The sequence below is a fragment of the Xanthomarina arctica genome, from assembly GCF_014638915.1.
GTDB lineage: Bacteria > Bacteroidota > Bacteroidia > Flavobacteriales > Flavobacteriaceae > Xanthomarina > Xanthomarina arctica.
The window spans coordinates 476,963-497,496 of sequence record NZ_BMFQ01000002.1 but is presented as its reverse complement, the minus strand read 5'-3'; the positions used below and the strand labels follow the sequence as shown (position 1 = coordinate 497,496).

At 31.5% G+C, this 20,534-nt stretch carries 17 protein-coding genes; 10 read left to right on the top strand and 7 right to left on the bottom strand.

What is annotated here, in order from left to right; translation table 11 throughout:
- Positions 1 to 56: 56 nt before the first annotated feature.
- The 5 genes from IEV77_RS08460 to IEV77_RS08440 all read right to left on the bottom strand — a co-directional run bounded on the left by IEV77_RS08460 (position 57) and on the right by IEV77_RS08440 (position 5,709).
- Positions 57 to 833, bottom strand: a complete 777-nt coding sequence (locus IEV77_RS08460; protein WP_188463783.1) for a heme ABC transporter ATP-binding protein — start codon at positions 831 to 833, stop codon at positions 57 to 59.
- A gap of 2 nt (positions 834 to 835) precedes the next feature.
- Positions 836 to 1,870, bottom strand: a complete 1,035-nt coding sequence (locus IEV77_RS08455) for a FecCD family ABC transporter permease (RefSeq protein ID WP_188463781.1) — start codon at positions 1,868 to 1,870, stop codon at positions 836 to 838.
- Complete coding sequence (locus IEV77_RS08450; protein WP_188463779.1) at positions 1,854 to 2,732, bottom strand: heme/hemin ABC transporter substrate-binding protein; 879 nt, start codon at positions 2,730 to 2,732, stop codon at positions 1,854 to 1,856. The genes IEV77_RS08455 and IEV77_RS08450 overlap by 17 nt, the downstream gene beginning before the upstream one ends.
- Positions 2,733 to 2,813: 81 nt before the next feature.
- Positions 2,814 to 5,177, bottom strand: coding sequence for a TonB-dependent receptor (locus tag IEV77_RS08445; RefSeq protein WP_188463777.1), 2,364 nt, complete (start codon positions 5,175 to 5,177; stop codon positions 2,814 to 2,816).
- A gap of 76 nt (positions 5,178 to 5,253) precedes the next feature.
- On the bottom strand, positions 5,254 to 5,709 hold the full coding sequence (locus IEV77_RS08440) for a hypothetical protein (RefSeq protein WP_188463775.1): 456 nt from the start codon (positions 5,707 to 5,709) through the stop codon (positions 5,254 to 5,256).
- A 248-nt stretch (positions 5,710 to 5,957) separates the two neighbouring features.
- Between IEV77_RS08440 and IEV77_RS08435 the strand changes: the two genes are divergently transcribed.
- From IEV77_RS08435 to IEV77_RS08390, 10 genes are all read left to right on the top strand, one after another.
- Positions 5,958 to 6,965 (top strand): glycosyltransferase family 2 protein, encoded by a 1,008-nt coding sequence (locus tag IEV77_RS08435; RefSeq protein ID WP_188463773.1) that lies wholly within the window; start codon positions 5,958 to 5,960, stop codon positions 6,963 to 6,965.
- Between the two features lie 207 nt (positions 6,966 to 7,172).
- Complete coding sequence (locus tag IEV77_RS08430) at positions 7,173 to 9,101, top strand: BatA domain-containing protein (RefSeq protein ID WP_188463771.1); 1,929 nt, start codon at positions 7,173 to 7,175, stop codon at positions 9,099 to 9,101.
- Complete coding sequence (locus IEV77_RS08425) at positions 9,098 to 10,351, top strand: dihydroorotase (RefSeq protein ID WP_188463769.1); 1,254 nt, start codon at positions 9,098 to 9,100, stop codon at positions 10,349 to 10,351. The genes IEV77_RS08430 and IEV77_RS08425 overlap by 4 nt, the downstream gene beginning before the upstream one ends.
- Positions 10,352 to 10,355: 4 nt before the next feature.
- Positions 10,356 to 10,682, top strand: a complete 327-nt coding sequence (locus tag IEV77_RS08420; RefSeq protein ID WP_188463767.1) for a DUF4870 domain-containing protein — start codon at positions 10,356 to 10,358, stop codon at positions 10,680 to 10,682.
- A 14-nt stretch (positions 10,683 to 10,696) separates the two neighbouring features.
- Positions 10,697 to 11,338, top strand: a complete 642-nt coding sequence (locus IEV77_RS08415; protein ID WP_229736620.1) for an alpha/beta hydrolase — start codon at positions 10,697 to 10,699, stop codon at positions 11,336 to 11,338.
- A 147-nt stretch (positions 11,339 to 11,485) separates the two neighbouring features.
- Positions 11,486 to 12,139, top strand: a complete 654-nt coding sequence (locus tag IEV77_RS08410; RefSeq protein WP_188463765.1) for a hypothetical protein — start codon at positions 11,486 to 11,488, stop codon at positions 12,137 to 12,139.
- A gap of 12 nt (positions 12,140 to 12,151) precedes the next feature.
- Positions 12,152 to 14,944: a carboxypeptidase-like regulatory domain-containing protein gene (locus tag IEV77_RS08405; protein ID WP_188463763.1), complete on the top strand. Its 2,793-nt coding sequence runs from the start codon at positions 12,152 to 12,154 to the stop codon at positions 14,942 to 14,944.
- Between the two features lie 99 nt (positions 14,945 to 15,043).
- Entirely contained in the window at positions 15,044 to 16,246 is a 1,203-nt protein-coding gene (locus IEV77_RS08400; RefSeq protein ID WP_188463761.1) for a DUF4249 domain-containing protein, read from the top strand.
- Between the two features lie 10 nt (positions 16,247 to 16,256).
- Positions 16,257 to 17,456 (top strand): DUF4249 domain-containing protein, encoded by a 1,200-nt coding sequence (locus tag IEV77_RS08395; protein WP_188463759.1) that lies wholly within the window; start codon positions 16,257 to 16,259, stop codon positions 17,454 to 17,456.
- Between the two features lie 8 nt (positions 17,457 to 17,464).
- Complete coding sequence (locus IEV77_RS08390) at positions 17,465 to 19,195, top strand: hypothetical protein (RefSeq protein ID WP_188463757.1); 1,731 nt, start codon at positions 17,465 to 17,467, stop codon at positions 19,193 to 19,195.
- On the opposite strand, the gene IEV77_RS08385 is transcribed toward IEV77_RS08390, so the two are convergent.
- Entirely contained in the window at positions 19,192 to 19,695 is a 504-nt protein-coding gene (locus IEV77_RS08385) for a hydrolase (RefSeq protein WP_229736619.1), read from the bottom strand. The two genes, IEV77_RS08390 and IEV77_RS08385, sit on opposite strands and share 4 nt — an antisense overlap.
- Positions 19,695 to 20,456 (bottom strand): MBL fold metallo-hydrolase, encoded by a 762-nt coding sequence (locus IEV77_RS08380; protein ID WP_188463755.1) that lies wholly within the window; start codon positions 20,454 to 20,456, stop codon positions 19,695 to 19,697. Before IEV77_RS08380 ends, IEV77_RS08385 begins: the two co-directional genes overlap by 1 nt.
- Positions 20,457 to 20,534: the final 78 nt, after the last annotated feature.

Below are 20,534 nucleotides of genomic sequence, written 5' to 3'. Positions count from 1 at the left end.
TGTTAAAAATACAATTTGTTGAAATCGCCTAGCATAATTTAATTTTAAAACTAGGTTCATTCAAAAAACAAATAAGTCGTTTTTTCGGTTTTATAGAAAACAGGTTCTAATTGGTAAGCTTTTTTAATGTTTTGTTTGGTTAAAACATCATTTGGTGAACCATTTGCTAAAACTTTTCCTTGATGAAGTAATAAAATTTGATTAGCAAATTTAGCCGCTAAATTCAGATCATGAACCACGCCAATCACTATTATATCTTTTTGTTTTAGCAACTCTATTAGCTTGTGCATAAAATGAAACTGGTAGTGCACATCTAAAAAAGTCAAAGGTTCATCTAAAATAAGATGTCTACAATAATTTTCTATTGGGTACCAAATTTGTGCAGTAACGCGAGCAAAATGAACACGTTGTTTTTCGCCCCCACTTAAAGTCATATAATCGCGATGTGCTAAATTACTAACATCAAAAAATTCCATTGCTTCTTGACAGGCTTGCTCATCTTTTGCCTTTGGTTTTGAAGTAAAATGTGGATAACGCCCCATCATGACTACTTCTGCTACCTTTAAAGGAAAAGCCAATTCTATATTTTGGGATAAAACGGCCCTAATTTTAGCCAACTCAGTAATAGATAAAGTCTTTAATATTTTAGAATCGTAATGAATCGTTCCTTTTGAAGCTATTATTTGTCCGGAAATCAATTTAACTAAGGTCGATTTCCCAGCGCCATTAGGTCCAATAATAAGGTGTAATTTTCCAGGTTGAAAAGATATAGAAACATCTTCCAAAATGGTTTTATTTCCGATAGCATAGCTAAGTTGTTGCGTTTGTATCATAATTAAAAAAAGTAATTTTTCTTTTGTAATAAGAAGATGAAAATGGGAACTCCAACCACAGAAGTCACAATACCAATAGGCAATTCAGCAGGTCTCAAAAGCATCCGAGAAAGTAAATCGGCCAAACAAAGTAAAATACCTCCCAAAACTGCGCTATTGATTATTAAAAACCGGTTATCTGATCCTTTTAGAATACGAAGAACATGTGGCACAATGAGCCCAACAAAACTAATAACTCCCACAAAAGCAGTTGCCACAGCCACCATAATTACATTGATACTTAGAATAATCCATTTAAGTCTTTTAAGATCAACACCTATAAACTGTGCTTCTTCTTCTCCAATCATTAAAGCATTTAAATGTTTGGCATAGCGCAATGCTATTATGACACATACACTTGTTGAAAAGCCAACAATACCAACTGAAGCCCAATTAGCACCAGAAAGTGTGCCTAGATTCCAGAATACAATTGAACGAGCTTGTGGATCGCGAGCTATATATGATAAAAAACCAACACCACTTAAAAACAAGGCATTAATGGCTATTCCGGTAAGCAGTAAAGAAACAATAGAACTTTTCCCCGTTTGTCTTGACTGTGACAATAAAAAGACTAAAGCTGTTGATACGAAAGCTCCCAAGCAAGCAGCAATAGGTAAAGTCCATTGTCCTGTTTTAAAATGAAATGTTGCTCCAAGCGCGAAATACAAAGCCGCACCAAAAGCAGCCCCACAAGAGGTCCCAACCAAACCAGGTTCTACAATCGGGTTTCTAAAAAGCGCTTGCAATAAAGTCCCTCCTACCGCTAAACTTGCACCCACAAACACGCATAAAATGGCACGTGGCAATCTAATTTCCATAAAAATACGCTCAACCAATGTCATTTGATCTGAAGCATAAAATTGTTTTTGAATGGAAGAACCCATTTCTTCTAGAGAAATAGATACTGCGCCATATCTGATGGAAATGATTAAAATGGCAAAAAGAATGACCAATAATATTAAAAAGAGACTTTTATAATTGTTATTTTGCTTCATCATCCTGATGTATTAATTGTTGAAGCTTTAAAACATTTTCACCTGTTCTGGGACCAAAATAAACCATGTCATGTTCTTCCACACGATAAATTTTACTGTCTGCAAAAGCTCTTGTCGTCGATATCCCTGGTAAACCTGCAATTTGTTCGATAGAGCCTAATCGGTCATATCCAAAATCGGTTAGTAAAATAATATCAGGATCTGATTGTGCTACTATTTCTGGCGATAACTGCATCATACTCCGTTCTCCATCCACAGCCATGGTACCACCAGCCCATTCTATCAATTTTGAAGCATTGCTATGATTAGTCATAACCAAATAAATATTGGAAGCTTGTCCAAAATGAATGACTAAAATCTTGGGATTTGTTTTAAATGTATTTGTGTTTTTTAAAGCCAAATCCATATCGGCATCCAGAGTATTACAAAGGGTTTCGGCAATTGCTTGTTTACCAAAATAGGTTCCCATTTCACGAATTAGGGAATCTGTTCCTGCAATAGTATTTTGATAAGCACCAAACTGTTTCATTGGTATATTCAAGTCATGCAACTGTTTGACCACATGTTCTGGACCAATATTATTATCCTCTAAAATCATTGTTGGTTTCATAGCTAAAATAGCTTCGGCACTTAGCGCACGATGGTAGCCAATAGTAGGTAATTCTTTTATTTCTGAAGGATATGTACTAGATACATCTACAGCAACAATCTCTTTTTGGGCTTGTAGCGCATAGATTATCTCACTGTATTGTTTAGAAATACAAACAATACGTTGTTTCTGTTCTTGCTTATTATCTTCATTTTTAAATCTTCCACAAGAAGTCAAGAAGCTTCCAATAACAAGTATATATAGATAGTTTTTCATAAAAAATTATGGTTTTGCACTTTTACCGAACATGTCAGCTTATTTTGGTAAGCCAACATGTTCAGCTTAGTGAATAAAAAATTAGAAATGGTATTTTAAATTGACACCGCCATAAAAATTAGCTTCATAAGGAGCTGGTAGATAAGCATCGTTCAACTGATTTAAAAACAACATATAATAGTACTGGGTTCCCGTAATATTATTAACTCCAGCATAAACATCTAAATCAAAATGATTTAAAGAAAATCTGTAACCTAGTTTTGAGTTTAACAAATTATAGGCATCTGCATAATTTAAATTGTCTGAAGTAAAAGGAACCGTATCTCTATATTCATAATTAATTGTACCATAAATTCCTATATTACTATTAAAATCAATTCCTGCATTCACAACCCAAGGTGCAACTCCAGCAACAGCATTCCCGTTATAATCTGCAATAATGGCTTCGCCATCACTGTTTAAAGACTGATAGCTAAAATCGTCATATTTAAAGTCTGAGTAGGTGGTATTGGCATAAGGACTGATGTTCGAGAAAAAACCAGTTGTGGATTGGTAAGCCGTGTATTTTAACAAAACTTCTATCCCTTTATTATTTTGCTTTCCACCATTTGCAATGTATGTATATGCCGTAGTATTGATATCTAAAGGCACTGCTACAGAGGTGAATTTATTTTTAAAAATGGCATTAAAAATAGCGAATTGGTATTGTAGTTTATTATTTAAAATATTCCCTTTGGTACCAATTTCAATTTGGTTTCCAACTTCAGGAACCAAACCAGTATTTAAAGTACCAGAAGTAGACAATACAATATTACCACTTACTGGTGCTTTGTAACCTTTACTATAGGAAGCATACACTGAAACATTATTATTAAACACCTTATTTATAGCTATATGAGGTGAAAATAAATCAGTATAATTTGCAGTTACTACATTTGGATTTGTACTGTTTGGAATATAAAGTCGATTTTCTAATTGGATACGCATACTACTAGTACTTATTCCTGCGGTTACAGAGAAATCTAAAGGCATATTCAAAGTCCATTCAGTAAAAATAGAACTGTTCTTCGAATCTGAAAATTGGTTGCTTTTTGTCTCACCTATCATATTATAGCCTTCAGGATCTGATGGGTTTTCAATCATCTTGTATCCAGTAATTTGTGCCCTTTGTTCTTGGAATTCAAAACCTGCAACCCCAGTTAGAATAAAATGAGTGCCTAATTCAAAGTTTAAATCGAAAGTAGATCGTACCCCATAATTGTTCGGGTTTTTATCAGTCCAACCTGCTGCTGAACTAGAGTTACTAGTAATACTCGATCCAAAAACAGATGTGGTATTACCTAACCAATCTAAAAATTGATAATTATAGCTTAAACCTGCTCGAAAACTAATCACTTCAGAATGTGCGTTGTTCTTAATATATCGGGCATTTCCGCTATAATCAAAATCGTTGTATTGATCAATAGTGAGCTCACCTCCTCTTTCGTCATAACTATTGCTATACCCAAAATAAGTTGAAATAAACTGCTTATCACTTGGTCTATAATCAAGTACCATATTCAAAAAATCTTTGGTTGACGCAGTATGATCCATGAACCCATCAGCAATTTGGTGACTGTAATTAACCATTAAGGCTGTTTTTTCTTGTCCCATTTGAAATTGTGTAATAAAACTTGCCAACCCGTAACTACCAACTAAAACTTTCTGTTCGAGAGAGGTTTCTCCATTTTTTGGACGATTCGTTTGCAAATTCACCACACCAGCAATCGATAATCCATATAAGCTGCCAGCAGGACCTTTAATAACATCAACATGGCCAACGGAACCAAAATCAATATCGTCCATAACAGTCACACCTTCAGCATCTGTAATAGGAATATTATTTAAGTATACTTTGTAGCCTTGCCCATCAAAATTATTGTTGGCCCCTTTAAATCCAACACCATTTCCATAACCTCTAATATTAAATTGTTGCCCAGAAGACACCCCTCTTCTATACATGGTAACTCCAGGAACATTAGCGTTAATAGCATCGTCCAAAAATAATCCGGTACCACGTTTTAGTTCGTTAACAGATAATTCTACTTCAGATCTAGGCTTTTCTAAATCCTGAATTGGAACTTTTTCACCCTCCAGACTTATTTCATCCAAAACATTATCACTAGTCTTCATGTTAATATTTAGATATGTATTACAATTATTAATATTAATAGTTTGTGTTTCATAACCCATGTAACTTATGGTTAATGTCATGTTCTCTTCACATTTAAGCAGAAAGATACCGTCTTCATCAGAAGAAGTCATTTGATTATAATTGCTTTTAATTTTTGCTCCAGAAAGCGGACTGTTTGTCGTTGCATCTAGTATTTTTCCTTCAGTTTTAGTTTGGCAAAATACAGATACAGACATGAGTATCCCTAATAGGGAAAAGTATGTGTTTTTCAATGAAATTTTATTTAGTTTGTTAATACATGAAAATGGGCTTCCTTGCAAAAGGAAGTCATTTAAAAAGTGTTATGTATTAAACTAAATTGGGTGGAGGACTCTCTATATCCATTTTTACAGAATTGTAAAAACTTAAACAATGAGAATAAATCTTTTTATTTTGAAGTAATAAAATAGAATGTTTGTCCGTAAGATTAATTTCTTCTTTTGGAATAATTTTTACAACTACTTTTACAGTCCGGACTTTACCATTCTTAGTTGTTTTATTTTTGTTTATTTGGTTTTCCAAATCAGCAAGTAGTTCACGCTCTTTACTGTCTGCGATACAATAATACAAAGTGGTTTTTGAATCTGTTTTTTCAATCTTAACCACATCGTACATCTCACCTTTATATTTAAACTCATTGGTTTCTTTCCAATGAATGTCCTTTTTATTTTTAGATGTAATTTTTATAATGGTCAAATTAGTATCTGAAGAACCTGTTTTTAAAATAGATAGTAACTCTTGTTTTATTTCATATTTATGTACCATTATTAGCACATAATTGCCAAAAAGGTTAAATATAAAAATAAATATGAAGGCAATGGATACTACTTTTTTCAAAAGTTATATTATTTGTAAAGGATAAAATTAAGAAAATTTATTTCACTCAAAAGTGTTTTATACTTTTTAACATTGTAGTTATAAATAGAGAGGTCATAAAGCAATAAGGATTTAGAATTCCTGGTATTTCTATTTTAACTTTCGTCCTTTATTACTTAAAAAACTATCTTCGCTATATGCCAAAACCCTTAATAAGCATATTAACGCCTTTTAAAAATACGGCTAGATTTCTGCCCGAATGTTTGGAATCCATACAAAATCAAACGTACACCAATTGGGAACTGGTAATTGTAGATGATAGTTCTACAGATGAAAGTTATCACCTAGTAAAATCCTTTGCAGAGCAAGATAAACGCATTAAACTCTATAAAAATACTGGAGAAGGAATTATCGCTTCCCTTCAAACAGCCTTTAATAATTGTAAGGGTGAATTTATATCCAGAATGGATAGCGATGATATCATGACTCCAAATAAACTAGAAGTGCTATTGAATAATTTATTAGCTCATGGAAAAAACCATCTCGCAACCGGTTTGGTTTCTTATTTTAGTGAAGCTGGTATTAGCGATGGTTATAAAAGTTATGAAACTTGGTTAAACCGTTTAACACGTGCAGGAACTAATTATTCTGAAATATATAAAGAATGTGTCATTCCATCTCCTTGTTGGATGGTTTATAGAGATGATTTAATAGCTTGTGATGCTTTTAATCCGAATGACTATCCTGAAGATTACGATTTAACTTTCAGGTTTTACAAACAGCAATTAAAAGTGATTCCCTGCAATCACGTTTTGCATCTTTGGAGAGATTATAGCAAAAGAACGTCCAGAACACATGAACATTACGCGGAAAATTACTTTTTAAACATCAAACTGAGTTATTTTCTTGAGTTAGATATTGATGTTTCCAGACCACTTGTAATTTGGGGAGCGGGAAACAAGGGTAAAACCATAGCCAAACTTCTTATAGAAAAAGGAATTGCATTTACTTGGGTTTGTAATAATTCGAAGAAAATAGGAAAAGATATCTACGATAAAAAACTCTTCGGTTTTCAGAATATAAACAAAATGGAACATACTCAAACCATCATAACCGTTGCAAATAAGCAAGAACAACAATCCATAAGAGACTTTTTTAATAGCAACAACAAGAATGAAATGAAAGATTATTTTTTCTTTTGTTAGATAAGTTGTTGATTAAAAACTAATTATTTCACAGAGATACACTGAGAAGTCGCTAAGAGGCACAGAGAAAAATATCATATCCAAACACTCTCGCTTCTTTCAAGAACAATTTATTATTCGTGAATTGGCGTCTATTAAAATTTAATTTGTTGTTAAAAGGTTTTCTATGTCGTTGTAAACACTATTTTTGTAAATAAACTAATAGGAATGCAGTTTAAACATCCCGAACTTCTTTACGCTTTATTTGCGCTGCTTATCCCCATTCTAATTCATCTATTTCAACTTAGAAAATTTAAAAAGCAGGCATTTACCAATGTGGCATTTTTAAAGAAAGTCACCTCTCAAACTAGAAAAAGTTCTCAATTAAAAAAATGGTTGATTTTATGCACCAGAATGTTACTTTTTGCTGCTTTAATAATAGCCTTTGCGCAGCCTTTTACGTCTAAAACCAATAGCTTAAATACTAAGAAAGAAACGGTTGTTTACTTGGATAATTCTTTTAGCATGCAAGCCAAAGGCGAACAAGGAACTCTTTTAAAACGCGCTGTTCAAGATGTCATAAACAATGTGGACCCAACAGAATCGCTTACGCTTTTTACCAATAACAATACCTATAAAAACACAACTATTGGAGCCATTAAAAATGAACTTCTCCAACTAGATTATACCTCGAACCAATTAAATTACGATGCTGTTCTATTAAAAGGAAAGAACTTGTTTAAAAATAATACTGGAAATTTGAAACAATTGGTTCTAATTTCAGATTTTCAAACAAAAGAATCGAGATTTAACCCTACTTTAGATTCTTTAATACGTATTAATGCTGTACAATTGCAACCTGTTACAACTAATAATCTTTCGGTTGATAGTTTGTTTATTTCCAATACAACACCTTTAAACATCGAATTAACTGCCATAATTTCCAATCATGGAGACGAGCTTAAAAATGTGCCAGTCTCCTTATTTAGCGGTGAAGAACTACTAGCAAAAACAGCCATTGATATCACAGAAAAAGCAACTGCCGTTTTTACTATTAATAATGAAAAAGAAATTAGTGGAACCCTTGTTATTGATGATGTGTTTGTGAATTTGGATTTTGACAACAGTCTTTATTTTAATATTAATAAACCAAACAAAACGAAAGTACTAGCCATTTCTGAAGCTAATGATGATTTTCTAAAACGAATTTATTCAGATAAGGAATTCGTATTTACTTCAGATCCTTTAAATGAATTGAATTATAGCGATATTGAAAATCAGAATCTCATTGTTTTAAACGAGTTACAAAGCATTCCAAATGCTCTTGCAACTTCCTTAAAAGCCTTTACGGATAAAGGCGGTTTTGTTATCGTTATCCCTTCAACCGATATAAATTTACAAAGCTATAACGATTTCTTTTTACCAATCAATTTGCGTTTCGGAGTTCAGAATACTTCAGAAAAAAAAGTTACAACCATCAATTATTCACATCCTCTTTTTAAGGATGTGTTTAATAAAGAAGTCTCTAATTTTCAATATCCTAAAGTTGAAAGTTATTATCCGTTAATTTCAAGCAATAACTCTTCTCCTTTAAAATTTGAAGATGGCAAGGCTTTTTTAAGCAGTGCAAATCAAGTTTATGTGTTTTCAGCTTCCTTAAACAATGAAAATTCCAACTTTAAAAACTCTCCTTTAATTGTTCCAACATTTTATAATATTGGAAAACAGAGTTTAAAAATGTCTCAATTATATCAAGTAATAGGCGAAGAAAACAGTTTTGATGTTCCAGTAACCCTGCAACAAGACGATATTTTAAGTTTGGCTTTAGGTGAAGAAAACATGATTCCGCAACAACAATATTTCAATAATAAAGTGCGAATTACAACAACTGAAATGCCAGATATTGCAGGAACTTATAGCATAAATAACAAAACGGAATTTATAGAAAACATCAGTTATAACTATAAAAGAGATGAAAGTAATATGACATATCAAGACCTTTCAACCTTAGAACATGTAGAGGTTTCTAGTTCCATTGTAGAATTATTCGACACCTTAAAAAGTGACTCGAAAATTAACGAGCTATGGAAATGGTTTGTTATTTTTGCATTGATCTTTTTAAGTATTGAAATGGTCATCTTAAAATATTTTAAATGAACGTACTCTTAAAATCTACTACGATTATTGACTCTAAAAGTGACTTTCACAATCAGACAGTCGATATTTTAATTGAAAATGGTGTGATTACACAAATTTCAAAAACCATTAAGAATACTAATGATGTCAAGGAAATTGATTTAGAAAATCTCCATATGTCACAAGGTTGGTTTGATAGTAGTGTGAGTTTTGGAGAACCTGGTTACGAAGAAAGAGAAACTTTAGAAAATGGATTAAATACTGCGGCTCATTCCGGATTTACATCGTTGGCTATCAATCCAAATACAAATCCTGTAATTGATTGTAATTCGGATGTTTCATTTATTAAAGGAAAGGCAGAAAAACATGCTGTAAACCTCTACCCTATTGGCGCTTTAACCAAAGAAAGTAAAGGCATAGATTTAGCTGAGTTATTCGATATGACCAGTGCTGGAGCTATCGCTTTTGGAGATTATAAAAGACCCATTGAAAATCCGAATTTGCTAAAAATAGCTTTGCAATACGCTAGTAATTTTGATGGTTTGGTACTTTCTTTTCCTCAGGAAAACAAAATTTCAGGAAAAGGTGTCATGAACGAGCAAGTAACAAGTACGTCTTTAGGATTAAAAGGAAACCCTAATATGGCTGAAGAATTACAGATTGCTAGAGATTTATTCCTATTGGAATACACAGAAGGCAAGCTTCATATTCCTACTATTTCTACTGCAAAATCGGTGGTATTAATCCGCGAGGCCAAACAAAAGAAATTGAATGTAAGTTGTAGTGTTGCTATTCATAATTTAATTTTAACCGACGAGAATTTAACTACATTCAACACGAATTATAAAGTTCTTCCACCGTTGCGAACACAGGATGATATTAACGCTTTAATAGAGGGTTTAAAAGATGGTACTATTGATATGGTAACTAGCGATCACAACCCAATAGATATCGAACACAAAAAAATTGAATTCGATTTTGCCAAATATGGAACTATTGGTTTAGAATCTGCTTTTGGCATTCTAAACAAGCATTTTAGTACTAAGAAAACCATAGAATTTTTAACTAAAGGAAAGAGCAGGTTTGGAATACATTTTCAACCTATTGCTATTGGAAACAAAGCCGATTTGAGCTTATTTAATCCGAATGGTATTCAAGAATTTACGAAAGACCATATTAAATCGACTTCCAAAAATGCTATATTCGAAAACCATGAAACAAAAGGTATGGTCTATGGAATTATAGCAAACAATAAACTTATTTTAAATTAAATTAATGACAGATAAAACAATTCAAGAAGGAAAAACATTGGCTCTTGTAAGTTATTTAACTTTTATTGGCTTAATAATTGCCATCATTATGAATCTTGAAAAGAGGAATCCTTTTACATTATTTCATATCCGACAAATGCTGGGCTTAATTATCATGCTACTTTTTTCAAATTTAGTTGAAGAATACGTCAATAGCTTGATGGGAACCAGTTTTTGGATAATCACGTTTGTTTGTTGGTTATTTGGATTCTTTTATGCCGTAAAAGGTGAAGCAAAACCTATTCCTGTCATTGGAGAAAAATTCCAAGAATGGTTTAGAAACATTAACTAATAACAACTACAGATTTGAGCTTATCATATATTACAAGACCTTCAACATTAAAAGAAAATGCCCCTTTATTAATTTTATGCCATGGTTATGGGAGCGATGAAAACGATTTGTTTTCTTTCGCATCTGAATTACCTGAAGAATTATTTATAATTTCTTTAAAAGCACCATACAAATTAGAACCTTATGGAAATGCTTGGTATGCTATCAATTTCGATGCCGATCAAAACAAATGGAGCGACGATGAACAAGCTATAACATCTAGAGATTTAGTTGCTAATTTTATCGATGAAGCTTGTGCAAAGTATCCTGTAAACAAAGACAATGTCACGCTTCTAGGTTTTAGTCAAGGTACCATTTTAAGTTATGCTGTAGCTCTAACCTATCCTGAAAAAGTGAAACAAGTTATTGCCTTAAGCGGTTATATTAATGAAAATATTATTCCTAAAGATCTAACCAAAAAAGATTATTCACATTTAAGTTTCTATTGCTCTCATGGAAATGTAGATCAAGTATTACCTGTGGAATGGGCAAGAAAAGCACCGCTATTTTTAGATGCATTACATATTAAAAATGAGTATACCGAATTTCCTGTTGGACATGGCGTGACTCCTCAAAACTTTTATGAATTAAGGAAATGGCTTGTCAATAAAATTTAACATAATTTTAAATATTGTGATATTTTAGCTACATATTCCCTATATTCATAGAATATTTTGTAGTTATTTAATTATATGTTAAGATTTTTCCTTGTTAGTTGGTTTGTTTTATTCTTTCAAATGGTGTTTTCACAAGGTGACACCAGCTTGAAGAGATCCTATGCAGCATACGATTCTATTGTGGGTTACGACCACACACTACTCTACAACGGGCTGCGATACATAGACGAATATAGAACTACAAAAACAAATCATAGATACTTTGAGTTTTACGACTTCACAAAAGGAAATGTCGTTTATGATGGACAAGCATTCAATAATTTAGATTTAAAATATGATTTATTTAATGATGTTTTAATAGTCAAATTAAAAAATGATAGAAGTTATTTCAACCTTCAATTAAATAATAGTAAATTATCTAGTTTTAGTATTAATAATAATCTGTTTATTAATTTTCATCAAGAATATAACATAGCAGATTTCAATTTTGAAGGGATCCTAAAAGAGATTTACAACGGCCAAAACCTTCAACTATACAGTAAATATATTAAGAGGAAAAGAGATAAACTTTCCAGAGAAAAAGTAGAGTATATCTTTTATCGAGAAGACACGTATCTAATTCTTCTTAACAAGACCTTCTACAAGATCAATTCCAAGAATAATTTGAAAAAGATCTTTCCTAACCAAACTAAAATCATCAACGATTTTTACTCCAATAATAAGGTGTTATTAGAATACGATCCCGAAACATTTATTAAAAATATTATTAAGGAATTAGATAAGATTGAAACGTTAAATTAATAAAGATAATAGATGACTAGGCAAATTATAATACTATTTTTCTTTTTTGTCACACATTTAGTGTTTAGTCAAAGTAAAAGTAAAAGTGATTCCTATACAATTACCTTTAATTATACACCTATAAAAGAAGCTATTCTTAAACTTGAAAAAGAAACCACCTTTACTTTTTACTTTGAAGAAGATTGGTTTGATGAAAAAACTATAACAGGCGCATTCACAAATGAATCTTTAGAAAATATACTAGATGCCATTTTTCAAGAAACACCTTTAAATTATTTAATTTATGGCAATAAAGTCATTCTATCTAATAACAGCGTTGTTTTTACAACCCTTCCCAAAGGGTATTTTGGAGAAAAAAACGATTCAATAATAAACAATCCCAATCCAAGTGCTATCGATGAAAGTGCAGAATCTAAAACGGCTGTTTTTCATAAACAATATGATAATACTAAATCTAGCAATAATTCCAAGTTAATCACCATCGGAAAACAAAATTCAAATTCTACAAATTCGTATTATAACGTTAGAGGTAAGGTGAAAAACGCAACAACAAACGAACCTTTACAAAATTTAGTAATATCGGTTGTAGGTAAAAAAATAAACGCAGTTACAGATGAAAATGGGGATTATAGCATTAGTCTTCCTGCTGGATACAACAGCATTGAAACCATATTAATGGGGTTTAAATCTTCAATAAAAAATGTGATTGTTTACGGAGATGGCAGTTTAAATTTTTCTATTGCTGAAGGCGCCGAACAATTAAATGAAGTTGTTATTCAAGCAGACCAAAATAAAAATGTAAGATCTGCTGTAGTAGGGATAACAAGTTTAGATGTTACCACTATCAAAACAATTCCTTTAGTTTTAGGTGAAAGAGATATTCTTAGAGTTGCAACCACTTTACCTGGAATAACAACAGCTGGTGAAGGTTCGGCAGGTTTTAATGTTAGAGGTGGAAAAACAGATCAAAATTTAATTTTATTAGATGATGCAGTACTTTATAATCCCTCTCACTTTTTTGGATTTTTTACTGCTTTAAATCCATTTACTACAGGAAGTTTAGATATTTATAAAGCGAGCATCCCTGCACAATATGGAGGAAGACTATCTTCTGTTTTTGATATTAAAACCAAAGATGGAAATATGGATAAATTTTCTGGAGAAGGATCCATTGGTTCTGTAACAGCCAATATTGCTGTTGAAGCTCCTATTGTAAAAGGAAAAGCCTCTATTATGACAGGATTTAGAGCAACGTATTCCGATTGGATTTTAAAAAAACTAGATGAGGAGTCTTTGAAAAATAGTGAAGCCTCATTTTTAGATGGGATTGTTAAGTACAAACATAACATTGACCCAAACAACAGTGTACAGGCAACCTTATATTACAGTCATGATAAATTTAGTATCTCATCCGATTCTCTTTTCAAATACAGTAACACCATTGGATCTCTAAAATGGGATCACACATTTAACGAAAAAAATCGAGGTTCATTAACTTTAGTAAATAGTCAATATAAGAATGAGGTTGAATATGATGCGGATGCCAATTTAAATTTTGATTTTGGTTATAAAATTAATGAAACTCAAGTGAAGTTAAATATGAAATATTTATTTAGCAAAAAGCATAAATTTGATTATGGTATAAGCAGTAAACTTTATCATGTAGATCCAGGAAGCATCCAACCCATTGGGCCAAATTCTGATGTGGAACCTCTTTCCTTGCAAAAGGAGAAAGGTTTAGAGTCTGCTATCTTTATTTCAGATCTTTTCGAAATTAATGATCGTCTACTTTTAGATGTTGGAATACGGTTTTCTTTTTACATGGCCATGGGTCCAGCTACTCAACTCGTGTATCAAGAAGGTGTTCCAAAAGACGAGTCATCAATTACAGAGGTTAATCAATATGGTAATAATGAGGTTATAACTACTTATGGAGGTCCTGAAGCTAGAGTTTCATTTAGATATTTTTTAACTCCAGAATTATCTATAAAAGGAGGCTATAGTAGTACCATTCAATACATTCATTTATTATCTAATAACACAACGGAGTCTCCAACAGACACATGGAAGCTATCAGATTTAAACATCAAACCAGAAAGAGCTCAACAGATTGCTTTTGGTCTTTTTAGAAATTTTGACAACAATAATCTTGAAGTTAGTGTGGAAGGTTATTATAAAAAAATGGAAAATATTCTAGATTATAAAATTGGAGCCGATTTAATTTTGAATGAAAACCTAGAAAGAGATTTATTGGAAGGAGAAGGTAAAGCTTATGGAGTGGAGTTCTTAATTAACAAAAAGGCAGGAAAATTTAATGGCTGGTTAAGTTATACATATTCTAGATCTTTTGTGAAATTAGAAAGTGATATCGAAGAAGAGCAAGTAAATAATGGGGAGTTTTTTCCTGCTAATTATGATAAACCTCATGACTTCACTGCGATAATGAATTATAAATTAACCCATAGATTCAGCTTCTCAGCAAACTTTACATACCAAACCGGGAGACCTATTACCTACCCTATTGGGAAATTTAATTTTGCAAATGAAGAACAAGTGGTTTATAGTGATAGAAATGAATATAGAATTCCAGATTATTATAGATTAGATTTAGGTGTTAACATTGAAGGAAACCATAAAATAAAAAAGTTAGCACATAGCTTTTGGAACATTTCGGTTTATAATGTCTTAGGAAGAGATAATCCATATTCAATAATTTTTGAAAATGAAGACGGAAATATACAGGCTTATAAAACATCCATTTTTGCCATGCCTATACCAACTATAACTTATAATTTTAAGTTTTAAAAATGACTCTGAAATCACATAACATATCAATCCTTTTACTTTTAGCTTTAGTAGTATTTAGCCATAAGCCTATCAATGATTTTTATTAGACTAATGAAAATGAAACAAACACATATCGTTCTATTCTTGATTTCAATTTCATTATTTAATTGTAAGGAGCCTTTTGAAGTAGAATCTATAGATTTTCTTAATGCCTTTGTTGTAGAAAGCACGATTACAAATGAATTAAAGCAACAGGAAGTAAGTCTTACTAAAACCTATGCTTTAGACTCTCAGACTCTAGAATATGAAAATAATGCCGATATATGGATAGAAGACAGCTCTGGAAATAATTATTCTTTTTCGCAAAACGCAGAAGGAATTTATCTATCAAACCAAGAGTTTCAAGCCATTGAAAACAGGACTTATCAGCTGTTTATTACTACACAAGATGGGAAACAATACAGCTCAACCCAAGTGGAATCTACTCCTATATCCCAGATAACAGATCTGTATGCTGAATTTATAACTAAAAGTAATGGAGAAAAAGGTATTCAAGTATTTGTAGATAGCGATAATGAGAATTCGGAGGCTCAATATTTTAGATATGACTATGAAGAAACTTATATGGTAGTTGCTCCAGAATGGACTCCTACAGATATTAAACTAGAAAATCCTAGAAATGATGAATTGGGGCGTTTAGAGTTTGACATCATACTTTCCCAAAGGCTTGAACAAGAGCGTATTTGTTATAAAACTGATCTTTCTATTGGAATCAACCAAACGTCGACTACAGATTTAGAACAAAATAATATTGAGCGCTACCCAATAAGATTTCTTAATGAGGATAATGGTTTATCAAGAGATAGATACAGTATTTTAGTAACACAGTACGTACAAGGCCTAGAAGCATATACTTTTTATAAAATGATTAATGACCTTGGTAGTTCTGGAAATATTTTATCTCCCTCACAACCAGGTTTTGTTTCTGGAAATATTAAATCATTCTCAAATGAGTCTGAAAAAGTTATAGGCTATTTTGATGTATCTACAGTAGATAGCAAAAGAATCTATTTTGATTATGAAGATTTTATAGATTCGGGAATGGTTCAACCTCCCTATTTATATACTTGTAATATAGTGGAATTGAATTATAATAAACCGTTTCCTTTTAATGATAGAATACCAATGTATTCTAGTGTTGTTAATTTTGACTATAATTATGTAAATTATAATGGTCTAAACTACACTCTAGTCAATCCAGAATGTGGTGATTGTACCTCTGTAGCTTCTAACATAAAACCAGATTTCTGGGAAGATTAAGCGAATGAAAATGAAACAAACACATATCGTTCTATTCTTGATTTCAATTTCATTATTTAATTGTAAGGAGCCTTTTGAAGTAGAATCTATAGATTTTCTTAATGCCTTTGTTGTAGAAAGCACGATTACAAATGAATTAAAGCAACAGGAGGTAAGTCTTACTAAAACCTATGCTTTAGACTCTCAGACTCTAGAATATGAAAATAATGCCGATATATGGATAGAAGACAGCTCTGGAAATAATTATTCTTTTTCGCAAAACGCAGAAGGAATTTATTTATCAAACCAAGAGTTCCAAGCCATTGAAAACAGGACTTATCAGCTGTTTATTACTACACAAGATGGGAAACAATACAGCTCAACCCAAGTGGAATCTACTCCTATATCCCAAATAACAGATCTGTATGCTGAATTTATTACGAAAAGCACTGGAGAAAATGGTATTCAGGTTTTTATAGACAGTGATGACCAAAACTCTGATGCTCAATATTTTAGATATGAATATGAAGAGACTTATAAAATAGTGGCTCCCTTCTGGACTTTTACCGATATAAATCTTGAGAATGTTGAATACTTTGGTCCTGATATACAGTTTGACATCATACTTTCTGAAAGGATTGAACAAGAACGTATTTGTTATAAAACTGTAAATTCTGTTGGAATCATTCAAACGTCAAACATAGATTTAGATCAAAATAACATTATTAGTTTTCCCATGAGATTTATTGATGAAAATGATGGCGTAATAAGAGATAGATATAGCATATTGGTAACGCAATACGTGCAAAGTCTAGAAGCGTATACTTTTTATAAAATGATTGACGATCTTGGTGATTCTGGAAGCATTTTATCTCCTACACAGCCAGGGTTTGTTTCTGGAAATATTCACTCATTATCAAATTCATCTGAAAAGGTTATAGGCTATTTTGATGTATCTACGGTAGATTCTAAAAGAATTTATTTTGATTACACAGATTATATAGAGGATGGAATGGTTCAACCACCTTATCTATATAGTTGTGATGTAATCTCATTAAATTATGGAGGAGTTTTTCCTTTTACAGATAGACCAGTAATATATTCAAGTGTTGTTAATTCTGACTATCATTATGTAACTAATGATGGCCAAATTTATACTCTTGTCAACCCAGAATGTGGTGATTGTACTTCTGTAGCTTCTAACATAAAACCAGATTTCTGGGAAGATTAATTATAATTATGACTAAAAAAAATATACTCTTATCACTATTCATCCTTGCCAATTTGTGCCTTTACAGTCAAATTAGTAAAGAGGAATACCACTATTTAGAAAGTCAAATTCCAAAAGAAAAAGTACAACTTCACACCAATACCAACCTTTTGGTTACAGGAGAGTTTTTATACTATCAAATAACTGCTCTCAATACTGAAACTAGCACTTTTAGCGACATTAGTAAAATTACCTATGTTGAGTTAATTGGCGCGGACAAAAAAGTTTTATTCAAACAAAAATTAAAAAGTGACAATGGCATTTCATTTAGCGAATTTTTTATACCTCCTACAATCAAAACAGGTCAATATAAATTAATTGCATATACCAATTGGGCAAAAAACAACATACTCGATTCATTTTATGAAAAAGACATTTACATTATTAATCCTTTCTCTAACGACCATCAATTAAAACCCTCAACTGAGAGTGATATTAATAGTGTGGAGATTTCTAAAAGAGATCAAGAACTTAATGATATTTCAAAAGTTTCTAATAATCCAATTTCAGTATCAACCAATAAGTCTACTTATAACTCCAGAGAAAAAGTAACCATTAACATAGAAAAAAACAAGTTTAATTCATACAATGGGAATTATAGCTTGTCTGTTAGAAAAATGGATTCAGTATCAGTTAGCAAGGAATTAAAAACATCAAGCGTTTCCAAACCACCACGAAACACCTATTTTTTACCAGAACTTCGTGGAGATATCATTACTGGAAAACTTTCTGCAGATAGTGCAGATGTATCAGTATCTAACAAACAAGTATCTCTTTCTATCCCAGGATCCGATTTTCTATTTAAAAATAGTAAAACGAATGCTTCAGGAGAGTTTTATTTTGTTTTAAGTAAGGATTATACCGCTTCAAATGCGCTACTACAAGTTCAAGAATCTAATTATCAAGATTACAACTTACATTTAAATGAAGAAGGTTTTGATGAATATACCGATTTTACATTTAAATCGATTAAATTAAATCCAAACATTAGAGATTGGATAAAAACCAGAAGTATTAAAAATCAAATTGAAAATGCCTATTTAATCAGTAAAACTGATAGCATCTCACAAAATTTTATCCATGAGCCATTTTTTAATTCCTTACAAACACGTTTTATTTTAGACGATTTCAACAGATTTCCTACAATTAGAGAAACTTTTACTGAAATTATACTTACAGCTTCAATCTCCAAAAAAGGAGATAATTATGTATTTCAAGTAACAGATTATAAAAACTTTAATATTAACAATATATTAGACTCAAGGCCTTTAGTTTTATGTGATGGTATATTAATTGAGGATAATAATCAAATAATAAACTATGATGCCGATAAAATATTTAGCATAAGTACAGTTAGTGGTATTTATATTTATGGCTCAAAAATATACAATGGTATTATTTCTATAGCTACTAAAAAGAGCGACTTTTCGTTAAGCAGAAATATTGAAAAAGTTCAGTTGTTAAAGCCAGTAGAAAATAAAATTTATTATCAACCAGATTACCTTACAGATACGTTATCTCGAATTCCAGACTACAGAACACAATTACTATGGAAACCAAACTTGACGTTGAGTAATGATGCCTCTAAAGAGTTAACCTTCTTTACTTCTGATAATCATGGATTATACGAAGTTGTTTTGGAGGGTTACACAACCGATGGAAAGCACATTAAAGCAATTAATTATTTTAATGTCAATTAATTAACAGGATATAAAAACGAATCCATCAATTTGAACTTTAAATGTTCATCTTCTGTAATTTCATAACTAATAAATAATTCTCCCCAATATTTTCCATCCGAAAAATTGGCAATAATCCATTTATGGTTTAGAATTCTAATGGAATTAATAAGCATTTTTCCACCTGTCATAGATGCATAAGGAATTAGCGGATGCTCCTCGCCTTTCATAATATTTAACTCGTAAAGTTCGTCTTTAATAAAAGGAATTAATTCAGAAACATTAAACCCTCTTTCTTCAAAATAAGTTAATGCGGCCTCAGTTTCGTCCAATTTAAATTCGGATAGCGTTAAAACCCGATCGCGCAAATTAGAAATAGTATCTTTGTAAGTAGTTATTTTTTCTAAGCTCTTTTCATATTTCTTATTGTAAGCATCTAAAATATTTTTAGAATTCACATATTGAAAGACAACAAGTAAAAGCGTGAAAACAAACAGGTACATAAATATTTTATTCTTCATTATATGGTGATTTTTAAGTTATCGTATGCCAAAAATACGTTTTCTGGCAATTTATTTTGCACTTCATCATGAAATCCTAATAAATGACTGATATGCGTTAAATAGGCTTTTTTAGGATTTACTTTTTTTATAAAAGCCAAAGCTTCCTCTAAATTAAAATGTGATATATGAGATTCTTCCCTTAAAGCGTTTACTACCAGCACATCTAAATCTCTAAGTTTCTCTAATTCTTTATCTTCAACCGTTTTCATATCTGTTAGATAAGCAAATTTATCAAACCTAAACCCAAAAACTTGAAGATTGTAATGCATACCATTTATTGGAACTACTTCTAAATTATGTAAAGTAAAAGGTTCATTTTTCACTTCATTTATAGCTACTCCTGGAGCTCCAGGATATTTATTTTCAGTTACAAAAATATAATCAAATCTACGTGTAAGCTCCCCTATTACCCGTTTATGAGCATAAATAGGAATATCTCCTTGTCTAAAAAAGTAGGGTCTAATATCATCCAAACCCGCTGTATGATCTGCATGCTCATGTGTAAACAAAATACCATCAATTTTATTACAAGAAACCCTTAACATTTGTTGTCTAAAATCTGGACCACAATCAATAACGTAGCTAAAAGAATCCCACTCTACAAGAACAGAAACTCTTAGTCGTTTATCTTTAGAATTTGAACTTAGACAAACAGGGTGTGTACTTCCAATAACCGGGATTCCTTGAGATGTGCCTGTGCCTAAAAATGTAATTTTCAATGATATTTATTTTAAAACAAAAATAAGGTTATTTTTTTGTTTAACATGGTAATTCAATACCTTTGTAGCTAAGATTTA

Coding starts and splice junctions, on each gene's coding strand:
- IEV77_RS08460 (WP_188463783.1), bottom strand. CDS start 833: ATGATACAAACGCAACAACTTAGCTATGCTATCGGAAATAAAACCATT.
- IEV77_RS08455 (WP_188463781.1), bottom strand. CDS start 1,870: ATGATGAAGCAAAATAACAATTATAAAAGTCTCTTTTTAATATTATTG.
- IEV77_RS08450 (WP_188463779.1), bottom strand. CDS start 2,732: ATGAAAAACTATCTATATATACTTGTTATTGGAAGCTTCTTGACTTCT.
- IEV77_RS08440 (WP_188463775.1), bottom strand. CDS start 5,709: ATGGTACATAAATATGAAATAAAACAAGAGTTACTATCTATTTTAAAA.
- IEV77_RS08435 (WP_188463773.1), top strand. CDS start 5,958: ATGCCAAAACCCTTAATAAGCATATTAACGCCTTTTAAAAATACGGCT.
- IEV77_RS08430 (WP_188463771.1), top strand. CDS start 7,173: ATGCAGTTTAAACATCCCGAACTTCTTTACGCTTTATTTGCGCTGCTT.
- IEV77_RS08425 (WP_188463769.1), top strand. CDS start 9,098: ATGAACGTACTCTTAAAATCTACTACGATTATTGACTCTAAAAGTGAC.
- IEV77_RS08420 (WP_188463767.1), top strand. CDS start 10,356: ATGACAGATAAAACAATTCAAGAAGGAAAAACATTGGCTCTTGTAAGT.
- IEV77_RS08405 (WP_188463763.1), top strand. CDS start 12,152: ATGACTAGGCAAATTATAATACTATTTTTCTTTTTTGTCACACATTTA.
- IEV77_RS08400 (WP_188463761.1), top strand. CDS start 15,044: ATGAAACAAACACATATCGTTCTATTCTTGATTTCAATTTCATTATTT.
- IEV77_RS08395 (WP_188463759.1), top strand. CDS start 16,257: ATGAAACAAACACATATCGTTCTATTCTTGATTTCAATTTCATTATTT.
- IEV77_RS08390 (WP_188463757.1), top strand. CDS start 17,465: ATGACTAAAAAAAATATACTCTTATCACTATTCATCCTTGCCAATTTG.
- IEV77_RS08385 (WP_229736619.1), bottom strand. CDS start 19,695: ATGAAGAATAAAATATTTATGTACCTGTTTGTTTTCACGCTTTTACTT.